Consider the following 17850-nt stretch of genomic DNA (forward strand, 5'->3'; position numbering starts at 1 on the left):
GTTGAACGGAAGGCTTTACTCACTGGACTGACAAAAAACTCATTCTAGAGTTGTATCAGGGATTAAACTAAGCGGTTTAATCCCTGTTTTTTGTTAGTGGATCCGAGCATCGAAGGGCTTAGCGAGGCTCATCGGTGCGGCCAGTTTTTGACGAATTGGATTCGAGCTAATCAAGACCATTACCACAATGGTTGCCACGTAAGGCATCATGGCTAACAGGTTTGGCGAGATCGTCACCCCGAGTCCTTGCATCACCAAGTGTAAAATTGAAGCGGCACCAAACAGGTAAGCTCCTACGACTAAATAGCCTACTCGCCAAGAGGCAAATACTACTAAAGAGAGGGCAATCCAGCCACGACCCGCGGTCATGTTTTCCATCCACATTGGGGTATAAGAGAGCGACATATAAGCACCCGCTAAACCAGCAAAGGCACCTCCGGTAAGTACCGCTAGGTAGCGAACCTTGAGCACTTTGATTCCCAAAGCATTGGCCGAATATGGGTTTTCGCCCACCGCTCGTAAGGTTAGCCCGGCGCGGGTTTTATTGACGACCCACCAACAAATACCAGTTAAGGCGAAGCTGGCATAAACTAAGATATCGTGGTTAAACAGCAAGGGGCCAATAAAAGGGATTTCGCTCAGCAGTGGGATCGGTATGGTTTTAAAGCCAACCACCGTGGAGCCGACTAAACTGGCACCTAAGAAGGCACTTAAACCGGCACCAAAAATGGTTAAGGCGAGGCCAGTGGCCACTTGATTGGTATTTAAATTTAACGATAAGATACCGAAGATCGCAGCCATCGCCATGCCTGCAATGACGGCTAATAATAAACCTAAGGCAAGATTTCCAGTAAAATAGGCACCAGCAAAACCAGCCATCGCACCCATCAACATCATGCCTTCTTGGCCTAAGTTGAGCACTCCGGACTTTTCGCAAATTAGCTCACCAAGGGCGACCAATAATAATGGGGTTCCGGTTTTAATTGCCGCAACCAAAATTTGTTGAATTAGTTCGATATCCATTAAGCGGTTCCTTGCTTTGGTTCGGAAGAAGAGCGGCTGGTGCTCGCTTTGGGTTTACTTGGCTGCAAAACAATGCGGTAGTGGATCAAGAAGTCACAAGCTAGCAGGAAGAACAATAGAATGCCCTGAAATAGTCCGGTAATTGCGGTAGGCATACCCAGTTCAATTTGTGCCAGGTCACTGCCCATATACAAGGTGCCCATGAAAAATGCCGCGAAAATAATACCAAAAGGATTCAATCGCCCTAAATAAGCGACGATGATTGCCGCATAGCCATAACCGGGTGAAACTTGTGGGATTAGCTGGCCAATGGGTCCGGTTACTTCGGCAACTCCAGCAAAGCCAGCTAACGCACCAGCGCTAAGCATTACACTCCACACAATAAACTTGCTGCTGTAGCCTGCGTAACGCGCTGCGGGTTGGTCGGAGCCAAATACTCGCAGCTGAAATCCAGGCAGAGTGCGATACAGGATGATCCCCGAGCCAATGGCTGCCAATATTGCAATCACAATACTGATGGAGGCGCGACCTTGTTCACTTAAGGTGGGGAGTAATACCGAATCGGCAAAAACAGCCGATTCAGGAAAGCCAAAACCAGCGGGATCGACTAGCGGGCCATGAACCCCCCATAATAACAAATACAAACCCACGTAGTTCAGCATGATGGTGGTTAAGATAATATTGGTATGAAATAACTGGTGCAGCAGGGTTGGAATGGCAGCCCATAGTAGGCCTGCTAAGGTGCCAGCTAAGAGCGTGACGATTAACCAGCTATAGCCGCTGTCATCACCGGCCTGTAAGGCAAAATAGCTGCCCACCAAGGCGCCAACGAGTAGCTGGCCTTCGGCGCCAATATTCCAGATATTGGCTTTATAACAGAGGGCTAAGCCCGTGGCACAGAGCAGTAAGGGCGTGGTTTTAACCATCAGTTCGCCCAAGTTATAACTGTCACTCAAGGGCGCAATAATAAACACTTTAAAGGCCGTTGCGGGGTTAATATCCAGCGCTAAAAACATCATGCTGGATACCAGCATGGTGAGTACGACCGCAATTAGCGGTGACAACCAAGACATTAACTTTGATGATTCTAAACGCGGTTGGGTTTTAAGCACGTCGCAGGCCCTCCTCGGGTTCATCGTGGTTAATAAAGCCGCCTGCAATCCATTTGCCTACTTGCTCAATATTGGTTTGTTCGGTATGCACGGCTTGTGACAGTTGCCCCTCATATAAGGCGGCAATTCGGTCTGAAATCATAAATAGCTCGTCAATATCTTCCGACACCACCAAGATAGCGGCACCGTTATCACGTAATTCAATCAGTTGCCGATGAATCGCACTAGCAGCACCAATGTCGACTCCCCAAGTTGGGTGGGCACAGATCAAAATGTCGGGTTCTTGGTCTACTTCACGACCAATAATGAATTTTTGCAAGTTACCGCCCGACAAGCTTTTGGCTTGAGAATGGGCGTTATGACACTTTACATCGTTGTGATGAATAATTGCCTTGGCCAGCTCAACTACCTTATGCTGCAAAATCAGCCCTCGTTTGGTGAGCCCCTTACGCGCACTGGTGAGTAGGGTATTGTCGGCTAGGCTCATCTCGGGCACGGCGCCTTGTCCTAGGCGGTCGGCGGGTACGTAGCTCATCCCTAATAGGCGGCGCTCGCCGGCATTTAATTTGCCAACGTTGCGCTCATGCATCACGATATTGCTGGCTTCGGCACGGGTATCTTCACCGCTCAGTGCTTCCAGTAAATCTTCCTGACCATTGCCTGCCACCCCTGCAATGCCTAAAATTTCGCCGCGGTGCAGACTTAAATTAACCTTGTTTAAACCCGTTCCAAAAGGATTGGTGGGGGGCACTGTTAAGTCGCGGGTCACCAGTACTTCGTCAGAGCCGATCCGTTTATGGTAACGCTCCGAGAGCACCGCATCGCTGCCTACCATCATTCGGGCGATAGAATCGGGGGTTTCGTTGGCGGGCACACATTCGCCACTGACTTTACCACCGCGTAAAATAACTGCGCGGTCACACAATGCAGTGACTTCTTTGAGTTTGTGGCTAATAAATAGAATGCTGCAGCCTTCACTGGCAAGGGTGCGCAAGACTTTAAATAAGCCCGAGACTTCCTGAGGCGTTAATACTGAAGTGGGCTCATCCAAAATCAGTAGTTTTACGTCTTGGATCAGGCAACGTAAGATTTCTAAGCGTTGTCGCTCGCCGATGCTCAGATTATATACGTAACGATCTGGGTCGACCTTCAACTCATAGTTGGCGCTTAACTCGATAATTTTGGCTCGCAATGCGGCGGCGTCTTTCACCACGCCAGCATCGAGGCTTAGTTCAATGTTTTCTTGCACGGTGAGCGTTTCAAAGACCGAGAAGTGTTGAAACACCATGCCAATCCCCATGGCCCGGGCCATGTTAGGAGAAGTGATTTTGACTTCTTTCCCATTCCACAGGATCCCACCTTCATCGGCTTGAACCACACCATAGATCATTTTTACTAAGGTGGATTTCCCCGCGCCATTCTCACCCAACAGGGCTAAAATCTCGCCCTTTTCTAGTTGCATGCTAACTTGGTCGTTGGCAATAACGCCGGGGTAGCGTTTGGAGACTTGCCAAAGTTCTAACAATGAATCGTGTTGGTTCATTCTGAGTCCATTCAATGTGTATATTTAACAGCTTGCCACAGCTAATGCATAAATCTGACCATTTGTTCAAGTTTATTGTTGTAGCTTACAAGTTATAAATGTTTAAAATATGTTGTACTTGATTGGTGCGCAATTTGCCAGTTTTGAAGCATTATGGTGCGCACCTAGCTTATCGCTGTGGCGACAGATTAGCACTAGTGATTTTATATTTTATCATTAATAATGCCTGACTTATTAATCGGGTCAGCGAATATAGAAGGGACTTCACGCGCATGGTAAAAACGACGGTGACGCAAGGCGGCACCATTCGAAAGAAGAATGAAAAAGTAATTTTGAAAGCTGCAACTCATGAGTTTGCAAAGCATGGTTATCAAGGGACATCTTTGCAAGTGATTGCCGACCGTGCGGAATTACCTAAGGCAAATTTACTGTATTATTTTAAGTCTAAGCAGGGTTTATACAAGGCTTTACTGCAAGACATATTAGCCATGTGGAACAATGCTTTTGAGCAGACCACAGTGGAAGATGATCCAGTAGAAGCCATCAGCGCCTATATTCGCTCAAAAATGCGCTATAGTCGCAGCCATCCGAAAAGTTCACGTATTTTCGCCATGGAAATTATTCAAGGTGTACCCAATGTGAAGGATCAATTGCAATTACCCGTCATCGATTGGGCTAACAGTAAATCTGACTTGATCCGAGCCTGGATTGCACAAGGTAAAATACGTCCTATCGAACCACTCAACTTATTATTTTTGATTTGGGGCGCGACCCAATTTTACGCCGACTTTGATACCGAAATTAAACTGATCAAAGGCCGAGCCCTAAACCAGCAAGAGTTTAACCTTGCGGAACAAAATCTGATTGATATTGTGCTGCGAGGGATTGGCTTAGTTAAAGATTGAACTTGATTATTTGGTCAGCTTTTTGCTTGTCCTGTTAGCATATGTTTTGTTTACAAGGGTGAGATGCCAACGATGTCTGTCGCGACACCAACTGCCACCAAATTATGGATTAAAGATCCGTTAGCTGTATTTAATGGGGCGATCAGCGGCCCTGATGCTGAACGTGACTGTGCGGGCGGATTAGTGGTACAAGGGTCGACGATCCTTGAATGTGTGGCGGCTGGCCAACGGCCGACGGGCACCATTGATGATATTTTTGACGCACATCGCTATGTGCTGATGCCGGGCTTGATTAATACCCATCATCATTTTTATCAAACTCTGACCCGCTGTCTACCCGCGGCGATTAATCAACCTTTATTCCCGTGGTTGCAAACTCTCTACCCCATCTGGAGTGGCTTAACAGCTAAACACATCGAACTTGCCACCGAAATTGCTTGCTGGGAGCTCATGCTGAGCGGTGCAACCACGGTGGCCGATCATCATTATGTGTTTAATCACGCACTGAGTGATGCCATCGATATTCAAGCCGAAGTGGTGGGGCGTTTAGGTGTGCGGGCGACCTTGACGCGCGGTAGCATGAGTCTGTCGCAAAAAGATGGCGGCCTGCCGCCGGATTCAGTGGTACAGAGTGAACAGCAAATTTTAGAGGACAGCCTGCGGCTGATCAAACGTTATCACGACGCGGATGACGGCAGTATGTTACAACTGGCCCTAGCACCTTGTTCGCCGTTTTCGGTGACGCAGTCACTGATGTGTGAAACCGCACAGTTAGCGAAACGTCATCGCGTACGGCTACATACCCATTTAGGTGAAACCATAGATGAGAACGATTTTTGCCTGAAAAAACTGGGCATGCGTCCAGTTGATTACTTGGAGCATTGCGGCTGGATGGGGCCACAAACTTGGCTGGCTCATGGCATTCATTTTGATCCCAGTGAAATACGACGTTTGGGTGAAGCGCAAATCGGTATTGCTCACTGTCCTACCTCGAATATGGTGCTCGCCTCGGGGATCTGCCCAACACTGGATTTAGCGGCCGCTGGATGTCATATCGGGATGGCCGTGGATGGTTCGGCCTCCAACGATAGTTCGAATATGATCCAAGAATTGCGACATTCATTGATGCAGCAGCGCTTACGTTATCGTGCTGATCAAATCACCCATCTACAAGTGTTGAACTGGGGAACTCAAGGCAGTGCTTCGGTACTAGGGCGAGATGATATTGGAGTGCTTGCGCCAGGCAAACAAGCTGACTTGGGCTTGTATCAATTAGACGGACTTAATTTTTCTGGGGCACATGATCCTTTGGCCGCGTTGATCTTGTGTGGCGCGAGTCAGGTGAGCAAGTTAATGGTGGCTGGCAAGTGGCTGATTGAAGATGCAGAGCAAACACGGGCGCAATTAAATCAGTTGAAAGCGCAACACCATCAGTTCGCAAAACAGCTGCTGGGCTAAACCTGAACAATGGCCTGCAAGTGTTGTCACTGTTTGATTCGACGGTGAAGTGCCAATGCGGGAGAGCTGCAAAACAAACGGCATTTTATTTCGCTTGGCTGAAGGCTTTGTGCTCTCCTCATTGCTTGTTTGCTGAGTGGTTTTAGCCTTGCAATAACTCGTGGTCTTTGGGGAGTTGGTTGGCTAACCATAATACTAATTTATGGCGCATTTCCGGTCCGGTCAGTTTATCTTTGGGCAGTGGGGTAAGACGTTTGTCTTCGGCCAATAACATGTACAGGGCTTCCACCTTATCTTTCTCAGAAATTCCTGGCGGAAATTTGGCAAAACCACGTTGTAAGGCATAAACCTCGCCGATTTGTATGGCCTTTTTTAACAGTTGTGCTTCGTGTTTATATTTTTTCACTCAAGGTCTCGCTGTGTCTACCATCTACTCCCTTCAACATACGGTAAAGCGCAGCTCAATAACAGGGCTTAACTCACTAAATCTAAGTTAAGCCCGGACTTGGCTTTATGTTGCCGAAAAAAACAGCATTTATTGCTAAGTGCTCAGTTTTGGGATGCAGCCTTTAGAAGGCTTGTTATTAACTATTATCGATGGCTTCTGCGGTTACCTCGTTACCGCTGCGTTTACCGTCGAGGAAGGCGCTGGCATTGGCGAGCGTGGTATTCGCGATGGTTTGTAACGCTTCGTCGGTTAGGAAGGCCTGATGACCAGTAAAGATTACATTGTGGCAAGCGGATAAACGGCGGAATACATCATCGAGGATCACTTCTGCCGACAGGTCTTCAAAGAATAGCTCTTTTTCATGTTCGTACACATCTAAGGCTAAACCACCTAAGGTGCCATCTTTAAGTGCTTCAATACAGGCGAGGGAATCGACCAATTTGCCACGACTGGTATTGATTAATAAGGTGCCTTTTTGCATCTGAGCGAAAGCAGACTTACCAATTAAGTAAGTATTTTCAACAGTTAAAGGGCAGTGTAGGGTGATGATGCGTGACTGTGATAAAAGTTCGGGCATGCTGACATACTCAATACCTAGCTCTTTCGCTGCGTCGTTGGGATAGGGGTCGAAGGCTAAAACCCGACAGCCAAACCCTTTTAAAATACGGGCCGTGGCTAAACCAATTTTACCGGTGCCAATCACGCCTGCGGTTTTGCCAAAGATATTCATACCAGTTAAACCTTCGAGCGAAAAATTGGCATCGCGAGTGCGTTGGTAGGCTTTATGGATCCGGCGGTTTAATGTCATCATCAAGGCTATTGCATGTTCGGCGACCGCCTCTGGCGAGTAGGCGGGTACTCGTGACACGGTGATACCTAAAGCTTCCGCCTCGGCTAGATCTAAATTGTTGAATCCTGCGCAGCGCAACAGTACCAACTTTATTCCCAGTTGATGCAATGCCTGCAAGGTGGGGGCCGATAAATCATCATTCACGAACGCACAGACTGCATCGCTGCCATGCGCTAAACGAGCCGTTTGTGTACTGAGGGCGGTATCAAAGTATTCAATGGCAAATGCTGAAGACTTATTTTGGGCATCAAAGTGTTGACGGTCGTAGCGCTTCGCGCTAAAAAAACTAATCTTCATGACTTCTCCTAAAAACAAAGCTTAGCTAGTAATAGCTTGTTATGTAATTTTATTACATAATAGCTTCATTGAATGACGGATGTCGACCGATTGTGATTAGAAAATTTCAGAAATCAATAGCCTTTGAAATTGGCCTGGGTTTAGCCATTATTTATGCAGCCCTATGGGCCGGACGAGGTTTGAGTTACCTTACCGGAAACCTTCTCCCCGCAAGTATTCTAGGGATGTTACTGCTGACCATCCTGTTGCAGTTAAGATGGATTAAACTGGCTTGGGTGGAGCGAAGTTCAATGCTATTTGTACGTTGGATGTCGTTATTATTTGTACCTATTAGTGTTGGTTTGGTCGACCATCTTGAAACTTTATTTCAGGCTTTGCCTGCGATGATGATGACCTGTGTATTAGCGACCCTCATTTTGTTAGTTGTGGTGGGTAAAATTTATCAGTATTGGGAGCAGAAGGCGGAGCGTCAGTCATGATTAATCTGATTTATTTACCGCTAACCATCGCGCTCTACATTTTTGCTAAACGCCTGCAACAACGTTACCCCTCACCATGGTTAAATCCGGTGCTGATTAGCCTGACTGTATTGGTGATTGCACTGTTAAGTTTTGGGATCGCGTTCAGCGATTATAACCAATACAGTGGTTGGTTAAGTGAGTTATTACAGCCAGCGGTTGTCGCCTTAGGTGTGCCTTTATACAAACAATTACATGAAATTAAGCGAGAACTGCCGCGCATTGCGTTGACCGTATTGGCGGCGGTGCTTATTGCTGTGAGTTCAACTTTGTTGATGGCATTGTTGGTGGGGGCTACACCAGTGATCGCCGCGTCTTTATCGCCCAAATCAGTAACGACTCCGATTGCCGTTTTGATTAGTGAACAGGTTCAAGGTCAGCCTGCGCTCTCCGCGATTGCGGTTCTAATCACTGGTTTGGTGGGGGCGGTTGCGGGTTTACCAACATTAAGGTTGTTCGGTATTCATTCCATTAAAGCACAAGGCATTGCCATGGGCACCGCTTGTCATGCTTTGGGGACGGCTCGTATTTCGGAAGATGGACATCAACAAGGTGCCTATAGTGCTTTGGCTTTGGTACTTAGCGCGATCTTTACCGCTATTTTATGTCCGATGATTGTGCCTTTTATTTTTTAGTCATTTTACTGCGGCAAAGCAGCCAACAAGCCATTTGAACCTTATTCAATGGCTTGTTGGTGTAATCTTACCCCCTTGTTTTTTGAAACTTCAATTACTTTACAAATCATCACCTCATGCGTTTATCGGCGTAGATCCCATTGCTCAAAATTTATGAGAACCTGATCACATTTATTTGCTTAGCCTGCTAAGCAATGTATTATGCTTAGCAGGCTAAGTAACTGAGGATTAAATGATGGATGATATCGCAGTGTTTAAACAATTGTCGTTGGCCGAGCAACTCAGTCGAGTTGCCCGTTTGTGGCGGACGGTGGCCGATCGTAAGTTGACTTCATTGGGTCTGACTCATTCGCGTTGGACGGTATTATGGAAATTAAAAACCTTAAACGACCATGTGAGTCAGAAAACACTCGCCAATGCATTGGAAATTGAATTGGCCTCGTTAATGCGAACTTTAAGTCAACTTGAAAGCCATGGTCTGATCGTTCGTGATTGCTGTGAGAGTGATAAACGGGTGCGTATTGTTAGCTTTACTGAAAATGGAATTGCGCTCATGACTCAGGTGGAGGGGCGTATTTTAGCGCTGCGGCGGAACATTCTGGCCAACATTGATGAAGCGGCACTTACTCAGTTTGAAACTGTGCTTGAGACCATCACCCATAATGCTTTACACCAATTAAACGACAATCATGTTGAGATCGAGGAGTCTGTGACATGACTGTAGAACAAAAATTTGCCCGTTGGATAAAGTTTTCGATACTGGTGTTTGTCATGGTATTTACTTACTTTTTATTTGCTGATTATAAAATTCCGTTGACACCTCAGGCCATGGTGAGTCGTGGGGTGACTCAGGTAGTGCCTCGAGTTAATGGTAATGTTGTTGCGATTCATATTGCGAATAATCAGTTGGTGAAGCAAGGCGATTTATTATTCACTATCGATTCAAAGCCCTACCAGTTGGCAGTGGAAAAGGCTGAGTTAGCGTTAGAGCTAGCCCAGCAAACTAACCACCAGTTGGATGCATCTTTAGCTGCGGCGAAAGCCGATGTTGTGTCGCTAGGGATAGTGGCGCAACAGAAACGGCAATATGCACAACGACTGGCAGAGTTATTTATCAAGCACAGCATTTCTCAGCAGCAAAAAGATGATGCACAAAGCGAATCGGTGGCTGAACAGGCTAACTTGCAGGCCGCTCAAGCTCGGCTAAATGCACTGCGGTTCAGTCGGGGTGAGATGAATGATAATAATGTTAATATTCGGCTTGCACGTAACCAACTTCGTCAAGCAAAACTCAATTTATCTTATACCCAAGTGAGGGCCGAGCGAGGGGGCATTGTGGCCAACCTGCAACTGGCCGCTGGGGCATATGCAACCGTGGGTCAGCCCTTATTAGCTTTGGTTTCAACGGAAGCGGAAGTTATTGCCGATTTTCGTGAAAAAAGTTCTCGCTTGGCGGTCACGGGAAGTAAAGCACTCATCACATTTGATGGCGATCCGGGGCAACTTTACTCGGCATCGGTGATCGGTATGGATGCTGGTGTGAGCGTTGGGCAGTTTGATGCTAATGGGCGTTTAGCAACACCCAGTACTTCTACCCGTTGGGTCAGAGATGCCCAACGGATGCGTATTCATTTTTCGCTAGAAGGTGCTCAAACCGCTGGTTTACCTTCTGGTGCTCAGGCAACGGTACAGCTATTACCCGAAGATGGTTTATTTCGCTGGCTCGCTAAAACGCAAATCAGTTTACTGAGCATGCTGCATTACATCTATTAAGGCTGAGCTATGAATTTGTGGCATCGCCCCTTATCGGAGAATGATCTTCGCCAAGCTTTACGAATAGCCTGCGGTGCTTGTCTTGGATTTCTCATTTGTAAATTTTTTGAGTTGAGTAACGGGGTCTTTTTTGTGGTGACCCCGATTTTATTGCTGGGAATGGTTCCGGTGATGAATGGTCATGTGGCTCGCCAATGTATTGCAGCGGCAGTGGTTTGCGGGATTGAAGTTGGCTTACTCGCTGGCTTATTTGGCAGTCATACCATCTTAATGAGCATGTTGGTGTTTGTATTATTCCTATATAAGTTCGCTTGTATGTCAAAAGGTAGCTTGTTTCTATTTGGAGCCACAAGTTTATTGAACTTAAGTATTATGCTGCACTTTGCAAGTTATCCCAGTACCGATTTGAATGATTTGATTTTCACTAATATGGGAGCCAATCTGCTGTCGGTATTGATTGCTTTTTTGGTGACAGCCTTGATCCCCGATGTAGCTCCTCGACCCAAACCAGCCGTATTAGCAAAGCAAGCTCACCGAATGCGGCATGAAGCGTTGATGGGGGCGTCAATTGCCACTATTTCATTCTGGGTATTTCAAGTGTTTGACTTACAAGATTCGATGTCGGCTCAGGCGACGACCATTTTATTGCTGTTTCCAATGCATTGGAATGGTGCTTTAAGTTATGCCAGAAAAAGGGCGATAGGCACTATGTTGGGAGTGAGTACAGGCCTTGTCTGTCAGCTAGTTTTATATCATTGGTCTGGACAAATGATCTTGGTACTTCCGCTATTGTGGATTGGACTGTTGTTGTTTAGCTATGTTCATTTGAAAGAGGGCGGTGGTTCAGGCGTTGGGTTTGGTGCTCTCACGACTTTAGGGATCTTATTTGGGCAATACCTTACACCGAGTAACGATTTGGTTTTCAGTGGTCTTTATCGACTAAGCAGTATTTTGTTTGCTACGGTTGTTACTTTGTTGGTGTGTTACCTGATTCATCGATTACTTAACAGCTTTGCGTTGACACGCTTTGGTCACTAAGCCTGCTATCAAAGATAAGCGGGTCGTAAGTAAAAGCGTAAGCAGCCGGCTTACGCTTCTTTTCCTTTCATTAAGCAGGTGATCTTGGCGTGAACGTTTAGCCGTTGGCGACTCTTAATTGCTCTGTTTGGCTGGCGAGGTATTCATTATAGCTGCCTTGAAAATCGATAATGCTTTGCTCTTTTATTTCGATTACTCGGCTAGCGAGCGAGGATACAAACTCGCGATCGTGGCTCACAAAAATGACCGTACCATCGTAAGTCTCTAAAGCTTGATTAAGCGCTTCAATGGCTTCCATATCGAGGTGGTTGGTGGGTTCGTCGAGCACTAGTACATTATTGTTTTGTAGCATCAATTTGCCAAACAACAAGCGATTTTTTTCGCCCCCCGAACATACTTTTGATTTTTTATTGAAGTCGTCTGCACTAAACAATAGTCGACCTAATAGGCCGCGAACCATTAAGTCGTCGTGTTTGGCACTACGCCATTGCGACATCCAATCAAAGATCGAGAGTTCACAATCAAAATCGCTACTGCTGTCTTGTGGACAATAGCCAATGGTGGCATTTTCAGACCACTTAATGTCTCCATTGTTGGCTGAAATTTGTTTCATCAAACAGCGTAAAAAAGTGGTTTTTCCTGCTCCATTTTCGCCAATTACCGCCAACTTTGCACCCGCTTCCAAAATAATATTACCTTGGCTGAATAGCGTCTCACCGGCAAAACCGTGGGCTAGATCTTCAATGATGAGTGCTTGACGGTGGAGTTTTTTATCTTGCTTAAGGCTAATTGAGGGCGTTCTACGGCTGGAAGATTTAACTTCGTCGAGGGTGATCTTTTCCATCCGTTTGGCTCGTGAGGTAGCCTGCTTGGCTTTAGAAGCATTGGCTGAAAAACGGTTCACAAAGGCCTGTAGTTCATCGATTTCGGCACTTTTCTTCGCATTTTCGCTATGCAGTTGCTCTCGGATCAGCGAAGACGCTTCGATGAATTTCTCATAGTTTCCGGGGTAAATACGCAGTTCGCCGTAATCAATATCGGCCATGTGGGTACAGACCGAGTTGAGAAAGTGGCGGTCATGGGAAATGATGATCATCGTGCACTTACGTTGGTTCAGTACTTTGGCTAACCACTCAATGGTATGAATATCTAGGTTATTGGTGGGTTCGTCGAGTAATAATATATCTGGGTTTGCAAATAGAGCTTGTGCAAGCAAGACTCGTAACTTCCATCCCGGTGCCACTTGTGCCATTAGCCCGTAGTGAAGCTCTTCGGCAATGCCTGCTTCTAATAGAATTTCACCCGCGCGACTTTCGGCACTGTATCCGTCCATTTCAGCGAATTCAGTTTCCAAGTGAGCCACGTCCATTCCGTCTTGTTCTGACATCTCGGGTAAGGCATAAATACGGTCGCGTTGTTGTTTGATTTTCCATAGGGCCGCATCGCCCATAATTACAGTATCTACCACACTAAAAGCTTCGAAGGCGAATTGGTCTTGGCTTAAGGTTCCAACCGTTTCGCCGGGGCTGATTGACACATTGCCTGAGCTAGGGGCTAGTTCTCCGCTAAGGATCTTCATAAAGGTTGATTTACCACAGCCGTTGGCGCCAATTAAGCCGTAACGGTTACCATTGCCAAACTTAGCGGAAATATTTTCGAATAGTGGCGTGGCGCCAAATTGCATGGTGATGTTTGCGGTAGAAATCAAAAGGTAATCCTAGAAAGATGGCCACGAAGGCTGAGATAAGCGGTATAAGGGGGCGCACTATAAAGAGTTGTCTCGCTAAAGTCGAGGGAAGTTGTGTGTTTATTAATCCGTTGGGTAGTTGAAGACGCAATCGCTGACGCCAGGATCCGTGTTCGAAAAGGATTGGTCACCAGCTAAGATTTGGTTAATTTTGCGCTACTGGATTGTTATGATGTTGTTTTGACAGAGGAATCGTTAAATGGCTAATATTTTTTCAGGGATTGCTGAAGATTTTCAGCAAGAGCAGTTTAGTGATTTGCTAGAGCGTCCCAATATACGTATCGAGCGGATCGTTTCTTTTGGTCATCGTTCACCCGAGCAAGGCTGGTACGATCAAGCCGAGCACGAATGGGTGATGGTATTGGAAGGCAGTGCCAGCTTGTTATTTGAAGACGGTCACGAGCAACATTTAAATAAAGGGGATTACTTTAATATCCCCGCCCATGTTAAACATAAAGTCAGTCAAACTGCAGCCGATAGGCCAACCATTTGGCTCGCTGTTTTTTACTCTTAAGCAAACTCGAAGCTTGGGGAGTTTGAAGTTGGCACTTTGATGAGTCGTTTGGCTGCCTTTGCTGTTAAGTTTCATGGTACTAGAGTTGTTTTCAAATACTTAAGGCTTCTGTTTTTTATGCTGGACTCTCTAATACCCATCTAACTCATTCTCTGTTCATTCTTGCTGATCTAAATCAGCGCTACTAGTTACTGCGCGTCATGCCTGATTATCGGTAGATTTATGTTGCGTAATCAGTTGTTCATATAATGAATCAGATTGGTATAAAAATTCAATCACATCGAGTTTAAAGCGAGAAGAGTCAAAATTCTTCACTTGTTTGGTAACTTATCTAACTTAGAAAAAGATTCAATGCAGACATCCTTTAACGGGGATCATCCATTCACCACCAAACTATGGATAAATTTTGAGACATATTAAAAAATTTCAAATTGTAACTAAAACTATGATTGATTTTTATTCGAGGGAGACCCATTTAAATGCAGCGCAATTAAATGGGGCTTAGGCGAACCCTTCAGCTGTGCGGGTTGTTCATTGATTCGAGCTTGGTCCATGAGTTATGTCGGTAACTACATTTTATCGGATCAATTAACAATAAACGCTTGCAAAAGTTATCACTAGAGAGCTTTTAGGATAGAACTTATTTGTTGATTTCTCGGTCGTAGCTGAGGCGTTTTGCTGCATCTAAGGTGAGCATTTGCATAAATGCTCGAGTTTCTGAATCGCTGCCTGCTGGTGTTGCCGCACTCCCCGCGCCAAATACGTTGGTGGGTACATTGCGTTTGGCAAAAGCATCGGCCCACAAGCTTTGAATTTTCACTTCAGCTTCGAGTTTTTGAGCAAGCGCGTTATCAGCTTCCAGAATGACCCGTTTTTGGTAGGCTTCTGCTTCCGCTAACGTTCTTTTAGTTTCGGCTTCGATGCGGGCTTTTTCCAGGTCAATTTCTGCGGTTTCTTTGGAAATCTCGGCTTGCGCCTTCATTTTTTCAGCGTTGGTGATCGCAAGTTGTTTGTCGGTTTGTGCTTCTGTGGTTTTTTGGATCTGTTCTACTTTCGCTTTGGCTTGACGCTCTGCCACTTCGCGCTCACCTCGGGCAATTGCGAGTAAGCGCTGCTCTTCTTCCTGCACTCGTTGTTCTCTGGCAATCGCGCGGTCTGCCGAAGCCTTTTGTTTTAATTGCATTCGTTCGATAAATTTGGCGTTAGGACGCATATCTGTGACCAAGGCGGATACGACGGTGACCCCAAAGTCGAGGAAACGTTGCGATTTTCGGCGCGGTTGTCCGTTGCTATCTAGAACTTTATTTACTACAAACACTGTTTTACTGTCATCGCCATATTCTTGCTGATCTTTGCCTAGCGCAGCATTAGCACTGCCGCTGGTGGCTTGTTTAGAATGAATGGTAATTTCTTCGCGCTTCACCAATAAGATCCCACTGCTCATTTGATTTTCAAACTCAGAATTAAATTCGGTTCGTCCGCCAGCATAATATTCTTCTGCGGCCATCAGCGAAGCATTGGCCTGCAAAGTTTCTTTAAACGCCGGGATCAGCGCTGTACGTAGCAGGTTTTCAGGGGATCTAAATTCGTGGGCTAGTTTTAAAAAGGAGTCATGGTCAGAGGGAATTGAAAAGCGCACTGTCGCCTCAGCATGGGCGTCTACTTGGTCAAGAAACATGATGCTCATCGGCGGTAAACTAGCTGAGGAATTATCCGAATCTTTCTCTGCACGGATTGGGTTTGCCGAGGCACCAGTAAGCGCTTGTACCGTCATTGAACGCTTCCAGGAATTATAACGACCAAAGGGATAAAATTTATAACCGACCTCGGTGACAACCGCTTCATTACCGGTGACCGTACGTACATGATAGATATAGCCGGGCTCTGCGTAGAAAAACGAATTACTGAGGGTATAAATTAAAGCCGCCAGTGCAACCAGACCCACAATGAATTTGTAATTAAATTCAAATTTACTGGCTATTTTTTTCACGCTTTTGGCTGCATCGTTATTTTTGACAAGATCGTCAGACATGATGAGTTCCTTCTACTCGGTTTTTGACTTGGATTTTTGCGGGGCGCATGATAACAGAATTAAAATACTAATAATGACTTTTTTGTCAATTTAATTTAGGGCTTATAAATTTGATGAGGCAAAGCCAGCATACTTTGCTGGCTTGGAGATGATTTAGGCTTTGGCCGGAATATTTTTTAGGGTGCTGAGCAGTAATTGCCAGTATTTTTCGACCGCTGCAATTTCTACTTTTTCATCGGGGCTATGCGGAAATTTAATGGTGGGGCCAAAGGAGGCCATATCCCACTGAGGGTAGGCCGATTTGAATAAGCCACATTCCAAGCCCGCATGGATAACCATCACTTTCGGGCATTCACCAAATAGCTGTTGGTAGCTATCCTGAATAACGGTTTTGAGCACCGAGTCTGTTTCTGGTTTCCAACCCGGATAAGCACCAGAGAAGCTAAATTTGGCATCAGTTAAGCTAAACAACGAGGCTATGCTGGCTTCCACTTGGAGACGGCTTGAGTCGATGAGCGAGCGAACTAAGATTTTGATCTCGATGTTACCTTGCTGATCGCGTTTTATTACACCTAAGTTCAGAGAGGTTTCGACTACGCCGACGATGTCTTGGCTCATGCTCACCACACCATTGTTACAGGCGTTTAGGCTATCAATTACTTGACTTGATAGGCGCGCGCTAAAGCTTTGTTGTGGCGTGGTTATTTCGGTGAGTTCGATACATAAATTGGTTTCTACTTTACCAAACTCATCGGCAATGGCTTGACGCTGTTGTGCTACTAAATCGATGAGGGCGGTTTTTTGGCTCGCATCGTAGACCAGCTGACAGCGGGCTTCGCGTGGGATGGCGTTACGCAGACTACCGCCCTGAATATCGCATAAAATCGGTTCTAAGCCTTGTTGTTGCATTGCCGCAAGCACTCGTAACATCAGTTTGTTGGCGTTAGCGCGTCCGCTATCGATATCACAACCGGAGTGTCCTCCCTTTAAACCTTTAATGTTGAGCGCGATGGCGGCTTGTTGGTTGGTGGTTGGCTGATAGTTTGCTGCAAAAGTAATGTTGGTATCACCGCCACCGGCACAGCCCATATATACTTCCCCCTCTTGCTCGGAGTCAGTATTAATGAGCAGCGAACCTTCTAATAGGCCAGCCTCAAGGCCAAATGCGCCGGTCATACCCGCTTCTTCATCAATGGTAAATAGAGCTTCAATGGGGCCGTGGGCAATTTTGTCACTGGTTAATATGGCTAAGATCGAGGCGCCACCAATACCATTATCTGCTCCTAATGTGGTGCCTTTGGCGGTGACCCATTCTCCATCGATATAGGGCTGAATCGGATCTTCGGCAAAGTTGTGTTGGGTATCATTGTTCGCTTGGGGAACCATGTCTAGATGGGCTTGTAGGATCACTCCTTGTCTATCTTCCATGCCTGCTGTGGCTGGTTTTTTGATAATGATATTCCCTACGGCATCTTGGAAGTGCTCTAGCTGGTGTTGCTGGGCTAAGCTAAGTATCCAATCAATCATGGCTTGTTCATGTTTAGAGGGGTGGGGAATAGAACAAATTGTTGCGAAGTGCTGCCATAGCGGCTGGGGTGATAGAGAAGACAATGTAGACACAATGTTACCTTAAATCTGTTTTTTTAGAATTAACTCACTTTATCAGCAAGGAAACTTTAATATAAGTCTGCTTATTGGCTTTTGTTTAGAATATATACGTATTGGCTAGAAAAGTTGAATCTGGATGACCGTTAGCATGATAACTCGCTACTAAAAAGGGATAAATCACGCAGATAAACGAAGTATTTCTATTTTATCCAGCTATCTTAACGTTCTAAGTTGAAAAAAATGGTGGTTTTTACTGATCTAGCTCAGTTTGGTGAGAACATACAGTAGCTTCTTGCTGGAGCCATGAATATAATGCCCCGCGATTGCCGCTACTAGCACAACGGAGTCC

16 protein-coding genes are annotated in these 17850 nt (G+C 45.9%); 8 read left to right on the forward strand and 8 right to left on the reverse strand.

Features of this window, described 5'->3' with window-relative positions; translation table 11 throughout:
- Positions 1-93 precede the first annotated feature (93 nt).
- The 3 genes from ACRRS0_RS07895 to ACRRS0_RS07905 are packed head-to-tail and all read right to left on the reverse strand — an operon-like array spanning position 94 to position 3678.
- The gene (locus tag ACRRS0_RS07895; protein WP_432453747.1) at positions 94-1023 is read right to left on the reverse strand and encodes an ABC transporter permease; all 930 of its coding nucleotides are present in this window, start codon (positions 1021-1023) and stop codon (positions 94-96) included.
- Positions 1023-2135: an ABC transporter permease gene (locus tag ACRRS0_RS07900; RefSeq protein ID WP_432453746.1), complete on the reverse strand. Its 1113-nt coding sequence runs from the start codon at positions 2133-2135 to the stop codon at positions 1023-1025. Before ACRRS0_RS07900 ends, ACRRS0_RS07895 begins: the two co-directional genes overlap by 1 nt.
- Positions 2128-3678, reverse strand: coding sequence for an ABC transporter ATP-binding protein (locus ACRRS0_RS07905; RefSeq protein WP_432453745.1), 1551 nt, complete (start codon positions 3676-3678; stop codon positions 2128-2130). Before ACRRS0_RS07905 ends, ACRRS0_RS07900 begins: the two co-directional genes overlap by 8 nt.
- A 272-nt stretch (positions 3679-3950) precedes the next feature.
- Here ACRRS0_RS07905 and ACRRS0_RS07910 point away from each other — a divergent pair, with 272 nt between their 5' ends.
- Together ACRRS0_RS07910 and ACRRS0_RS07915 are read left to right on the forward strand one after the other, a co-directional pair.
- Positions 3951-4583, forward strand: coding sequence for a TetR/AcrR family transcriptional regulator (locus ACRRS0_RS07910; RefSeq protein WP_432453744.1), 633 nt, complete (start codon positions 3951-3953; stop codon positions 4581-4583).
- Positions 4584-4655: 72 nt separating this feature from the next.
- A complete protein-coding gene (locus ACRRS0_RS07915) occupies positions 4656-6041 on the forward strand; it encodes an 8-oxoguanine deaminase (protein ID WP_432453743.1) in 1386 nt (461 codons plus the stop codon).
- A 142-nt stretch (positions 6042-6183) separates the two neighbouring features.
- Here ACRRS0_RS07915 and ACRRS0_RS07920 read toward each other — a convergent pair whose 3' ends face one another.
- Both ACRRS0_RS07920 and ACRRS0_RS07925 read right to left on the reverse strand, forming a co-directional pair.
- Entirely contained in the window at positions 6184-6447 is a 264-nt protein-coding gene (locus ACRRS0_RS07920) for a DUF5062 family protein (RefSeq protein WP_432453742.1), read from the reverse strand.
- A gap of 178 nt (positions 6448-6625) precedes the next feature.
- Positions 6626-7636, reverse strand: coding sequence for a 2-hydroxyacid dehydrogenase (locus tag ACRRS0_RS07925; RefSeq protein WP_432453741.1), 1011 nt, complete (start codon positions 7634-7636; stop codon positions 6626-6628).
- 92 nt (positions 7637-7728) lie between these two features.
- Here ACRRS0_RS07925 and ACRRS0_RS07930 point away from each other — a divergent pair, with 92 nt between their 5' ends.
- The 5 genes from ACRRS0_RS07930 (at position 7729) to ACRRS0_RS07950 (ending at position 11600) form a co-directional block, all read left to right on the forward strand.
- A complete protein-coding gene (locus ACRRS0_RS07930; RefSeq protein ID WP_432453740.1) occupies positions 7729-8115 on the forward strand; it encodes a CidA/LrgA family protein in 387 nt (128 codons plus the stop codon).
- Entirely contained in the window at positions 8112-8789 is a 678-nt protein-coding gene (locus tag ACRRS0_RS07935) for an LrgB family protein (protein ID WP_432453739.1), read from the forward strand. Before ACRRS0_RS07930 ends, ACRRS0_RS07935 begins: the two co-directional genes overlap by 4 nt.
- A gap of 232 nt (positions 8790-9021) precedes the next feature.
- Positions 9022-9507: a MarR family transcriptional regulator gene (locus ACRRS0_RS07940; protein ID WP_432453738.1), complete on the forward strand. Its 486-nt coding sequence runs from the start codon at positions 9022-9024 to the stop codon at positions 9505-9507.
- Positions 9504-10562, forward strand: a complete 1059-nt coding sequence (locus ACRRS0_RS07945) for an HlyD family secretion protein (protein WP_432453737.1) — start codon at positions 9504-9506, stop codon at positions 10560-10562. Before ACRRS0_RS07940 ends, ACRRS0_RS07945 begins: the two co-directional genes overlap by 4 nt.
- Positions 10563-10571: 9 nt before the next feature.
- Positions 10572-11600, forward strand: coding sequence for a DUF2955 domain-containing protein (locus ACRRS0_RS07950; RefSeq protein ID WP_432453736.1), 1029 nt, complete (start codon positions 10572-10574; stop codon positions 11598-11600).
- Between the two features lie 97 nt (positions 11601-11697).
- Here the strand turns inward: ACRRS0_RS07950 and ACRRS0_RS07955 are convergent, their stop codons facing one another.
- Positions 11698-13308 (reverse strand): ABC-F family ATPase, encoded by a 1611-nt coding sequence (locus ACRRS0_RS07955; protein WP_432453735.1) that lies wholly within the window; start codon positions 13306-13308, stop codon positions 11698-11700.
- A gap of 238 nt (positions 13309-13546) precedes the next feature.
- Here ACRRS0_RS07955 and ACRRS0_RS07960 point away from each other — a divergent pair, with 238 nt between their 5' ends.
- Positions 13547-13861, forward strand: a complete 315-nt coding sequence (locus tag ACRRS0_RS07960; protein WP_432453734.1) for a cupin domain-containing protein — start codon at positions 13547-13549, stop codon at positions 13859-13861.
- Positions 13862-14501: 640 nt separating this feature from the next.
- Here the strand turns inward: ACRRS0_RS07960 and ACRRS0_RS07965 are convergent.
- Both ACRRS0_RS07965 and ACRRS0_RS07970 read right to left on the reverse strand, forming a co-directional pair.
- A complete protein-coding gene (locus tag ACRRS0_RS07965) occupies positions 14502-15893 on the reverse strand; it encodes an SPFH domain-containing protein (RefSeq protein ID WP_432453733.1) in 1392 nt (463 codons plus the stop codon).
- 153 nt (positions 15894-16046) lie between these two features.
- Positions 16047-17513, reverse strand: coding sequence for an aminoacyl-histidine dipeptidase (locus tag ACRRS0_RS07970; protein ID WP_432453732.1), 1467 nt, complete (start codon positions 17511-17513; stop codon positions 16047-16049).
- Between the last annotated feature and the right edge of the window lie 337 nt (positions 17514-17850).

Origin of the sequence: Agarivorans sp. QJM3NY_29 (assembly GCF_050870835.2) — a bacterium.
Lineage (GTDB): Bacteria > Pseudomonadota > Gammaproteobacteria > Enterobacterales > Celerinatantimonadaceae > Agarivorans.

What these genes read in the sequence shown, in the direction of transcription:
- ACRRS0_RS07960 (WP_432453734.1), top strand. Translation starts at nt 13,547, where the DNA reads ATGGCTAATATTTTTTCAGGGATTGCTGAAGATTTTCAGCAAGAGCAG.
- ACRRS0_RS07905 (WP_432453745.1), bottom strand. Translation starts at nt 3,678, where the DNA reads ATGAACCAACACGATTCATTGTTAGAACTTTGGCAAGTCTCCAAACGC.
- ACRRS0_RS07945 (WP_432453737.1), top strand. Translation starts at nt 9,504, where the DNA reads ATGACTGTAGAACAAAAATTTGCCCGTTGGATAAAGTTTTCGATACTG.
- ACRRS0_RS07950 (WP_432453736.1), top strand. Translation starts at nt 10,572, where the DNA reads ATGAATTTGTGGCATCGCCCCTTATCGGAGAATGATCTTCGCCAAGCT.
- ACRRS0_RS07910 (WP_432453744.1), top strand. Translation starts at nt 3,951, where the DNA reads ATGGTAAAAACGACGGTGACGCAAGGCGGCACCATTCGAAAGAAGAAT.
- ACRRS0_RS07925 (WP_432453741.1), bottom strand. Translation starts at nt 7,636, where the DNA reads ATGAAGATTAGTTTTTTTAGCGCGAAGCGCTACGACCGTCAACACTTT.
- ACRRS0_RS07895 (WP_432453747.1), bottom strand. Translation starts at nt 1,023, where the DNA reads ATGGATATCGAACTAATTCAACAAATTTTGGTTGCGGCAATTAAAACC.
- ACRRS0_RS07965 (WP_432453733.1), bottom strand. Translation starts at nt 15,893, where the DNA reads ATGTCTGACGATCTTGTCAAAAATAACGATGCAGCCAAAAGCGTGAAA.
- ACRRS0_RS07915 (WP_432453743.1), top strand. Translation starts at nt 4,656, where the DNA reads ATGTCTGTCGCGACACCAACTGCCACCAAATTATGGATTAAAGATCCG.
- ACRRS0_RS07935 (WP_432453739.1), top strand. Translation starts at nt 8,112, where the DNA reads ATGATTAATCTGATTTATTTACCGCTAACCATCGCGCTCTACATTTTT.
- ACRRS0_RS07940 (WP_432453738.1), top strand. Translation starts at nt 9,022, where the DNA reads ATGATGGATGATATCGCAGTGTTTAAACAATTGTCGTTGGCCGAGCAA.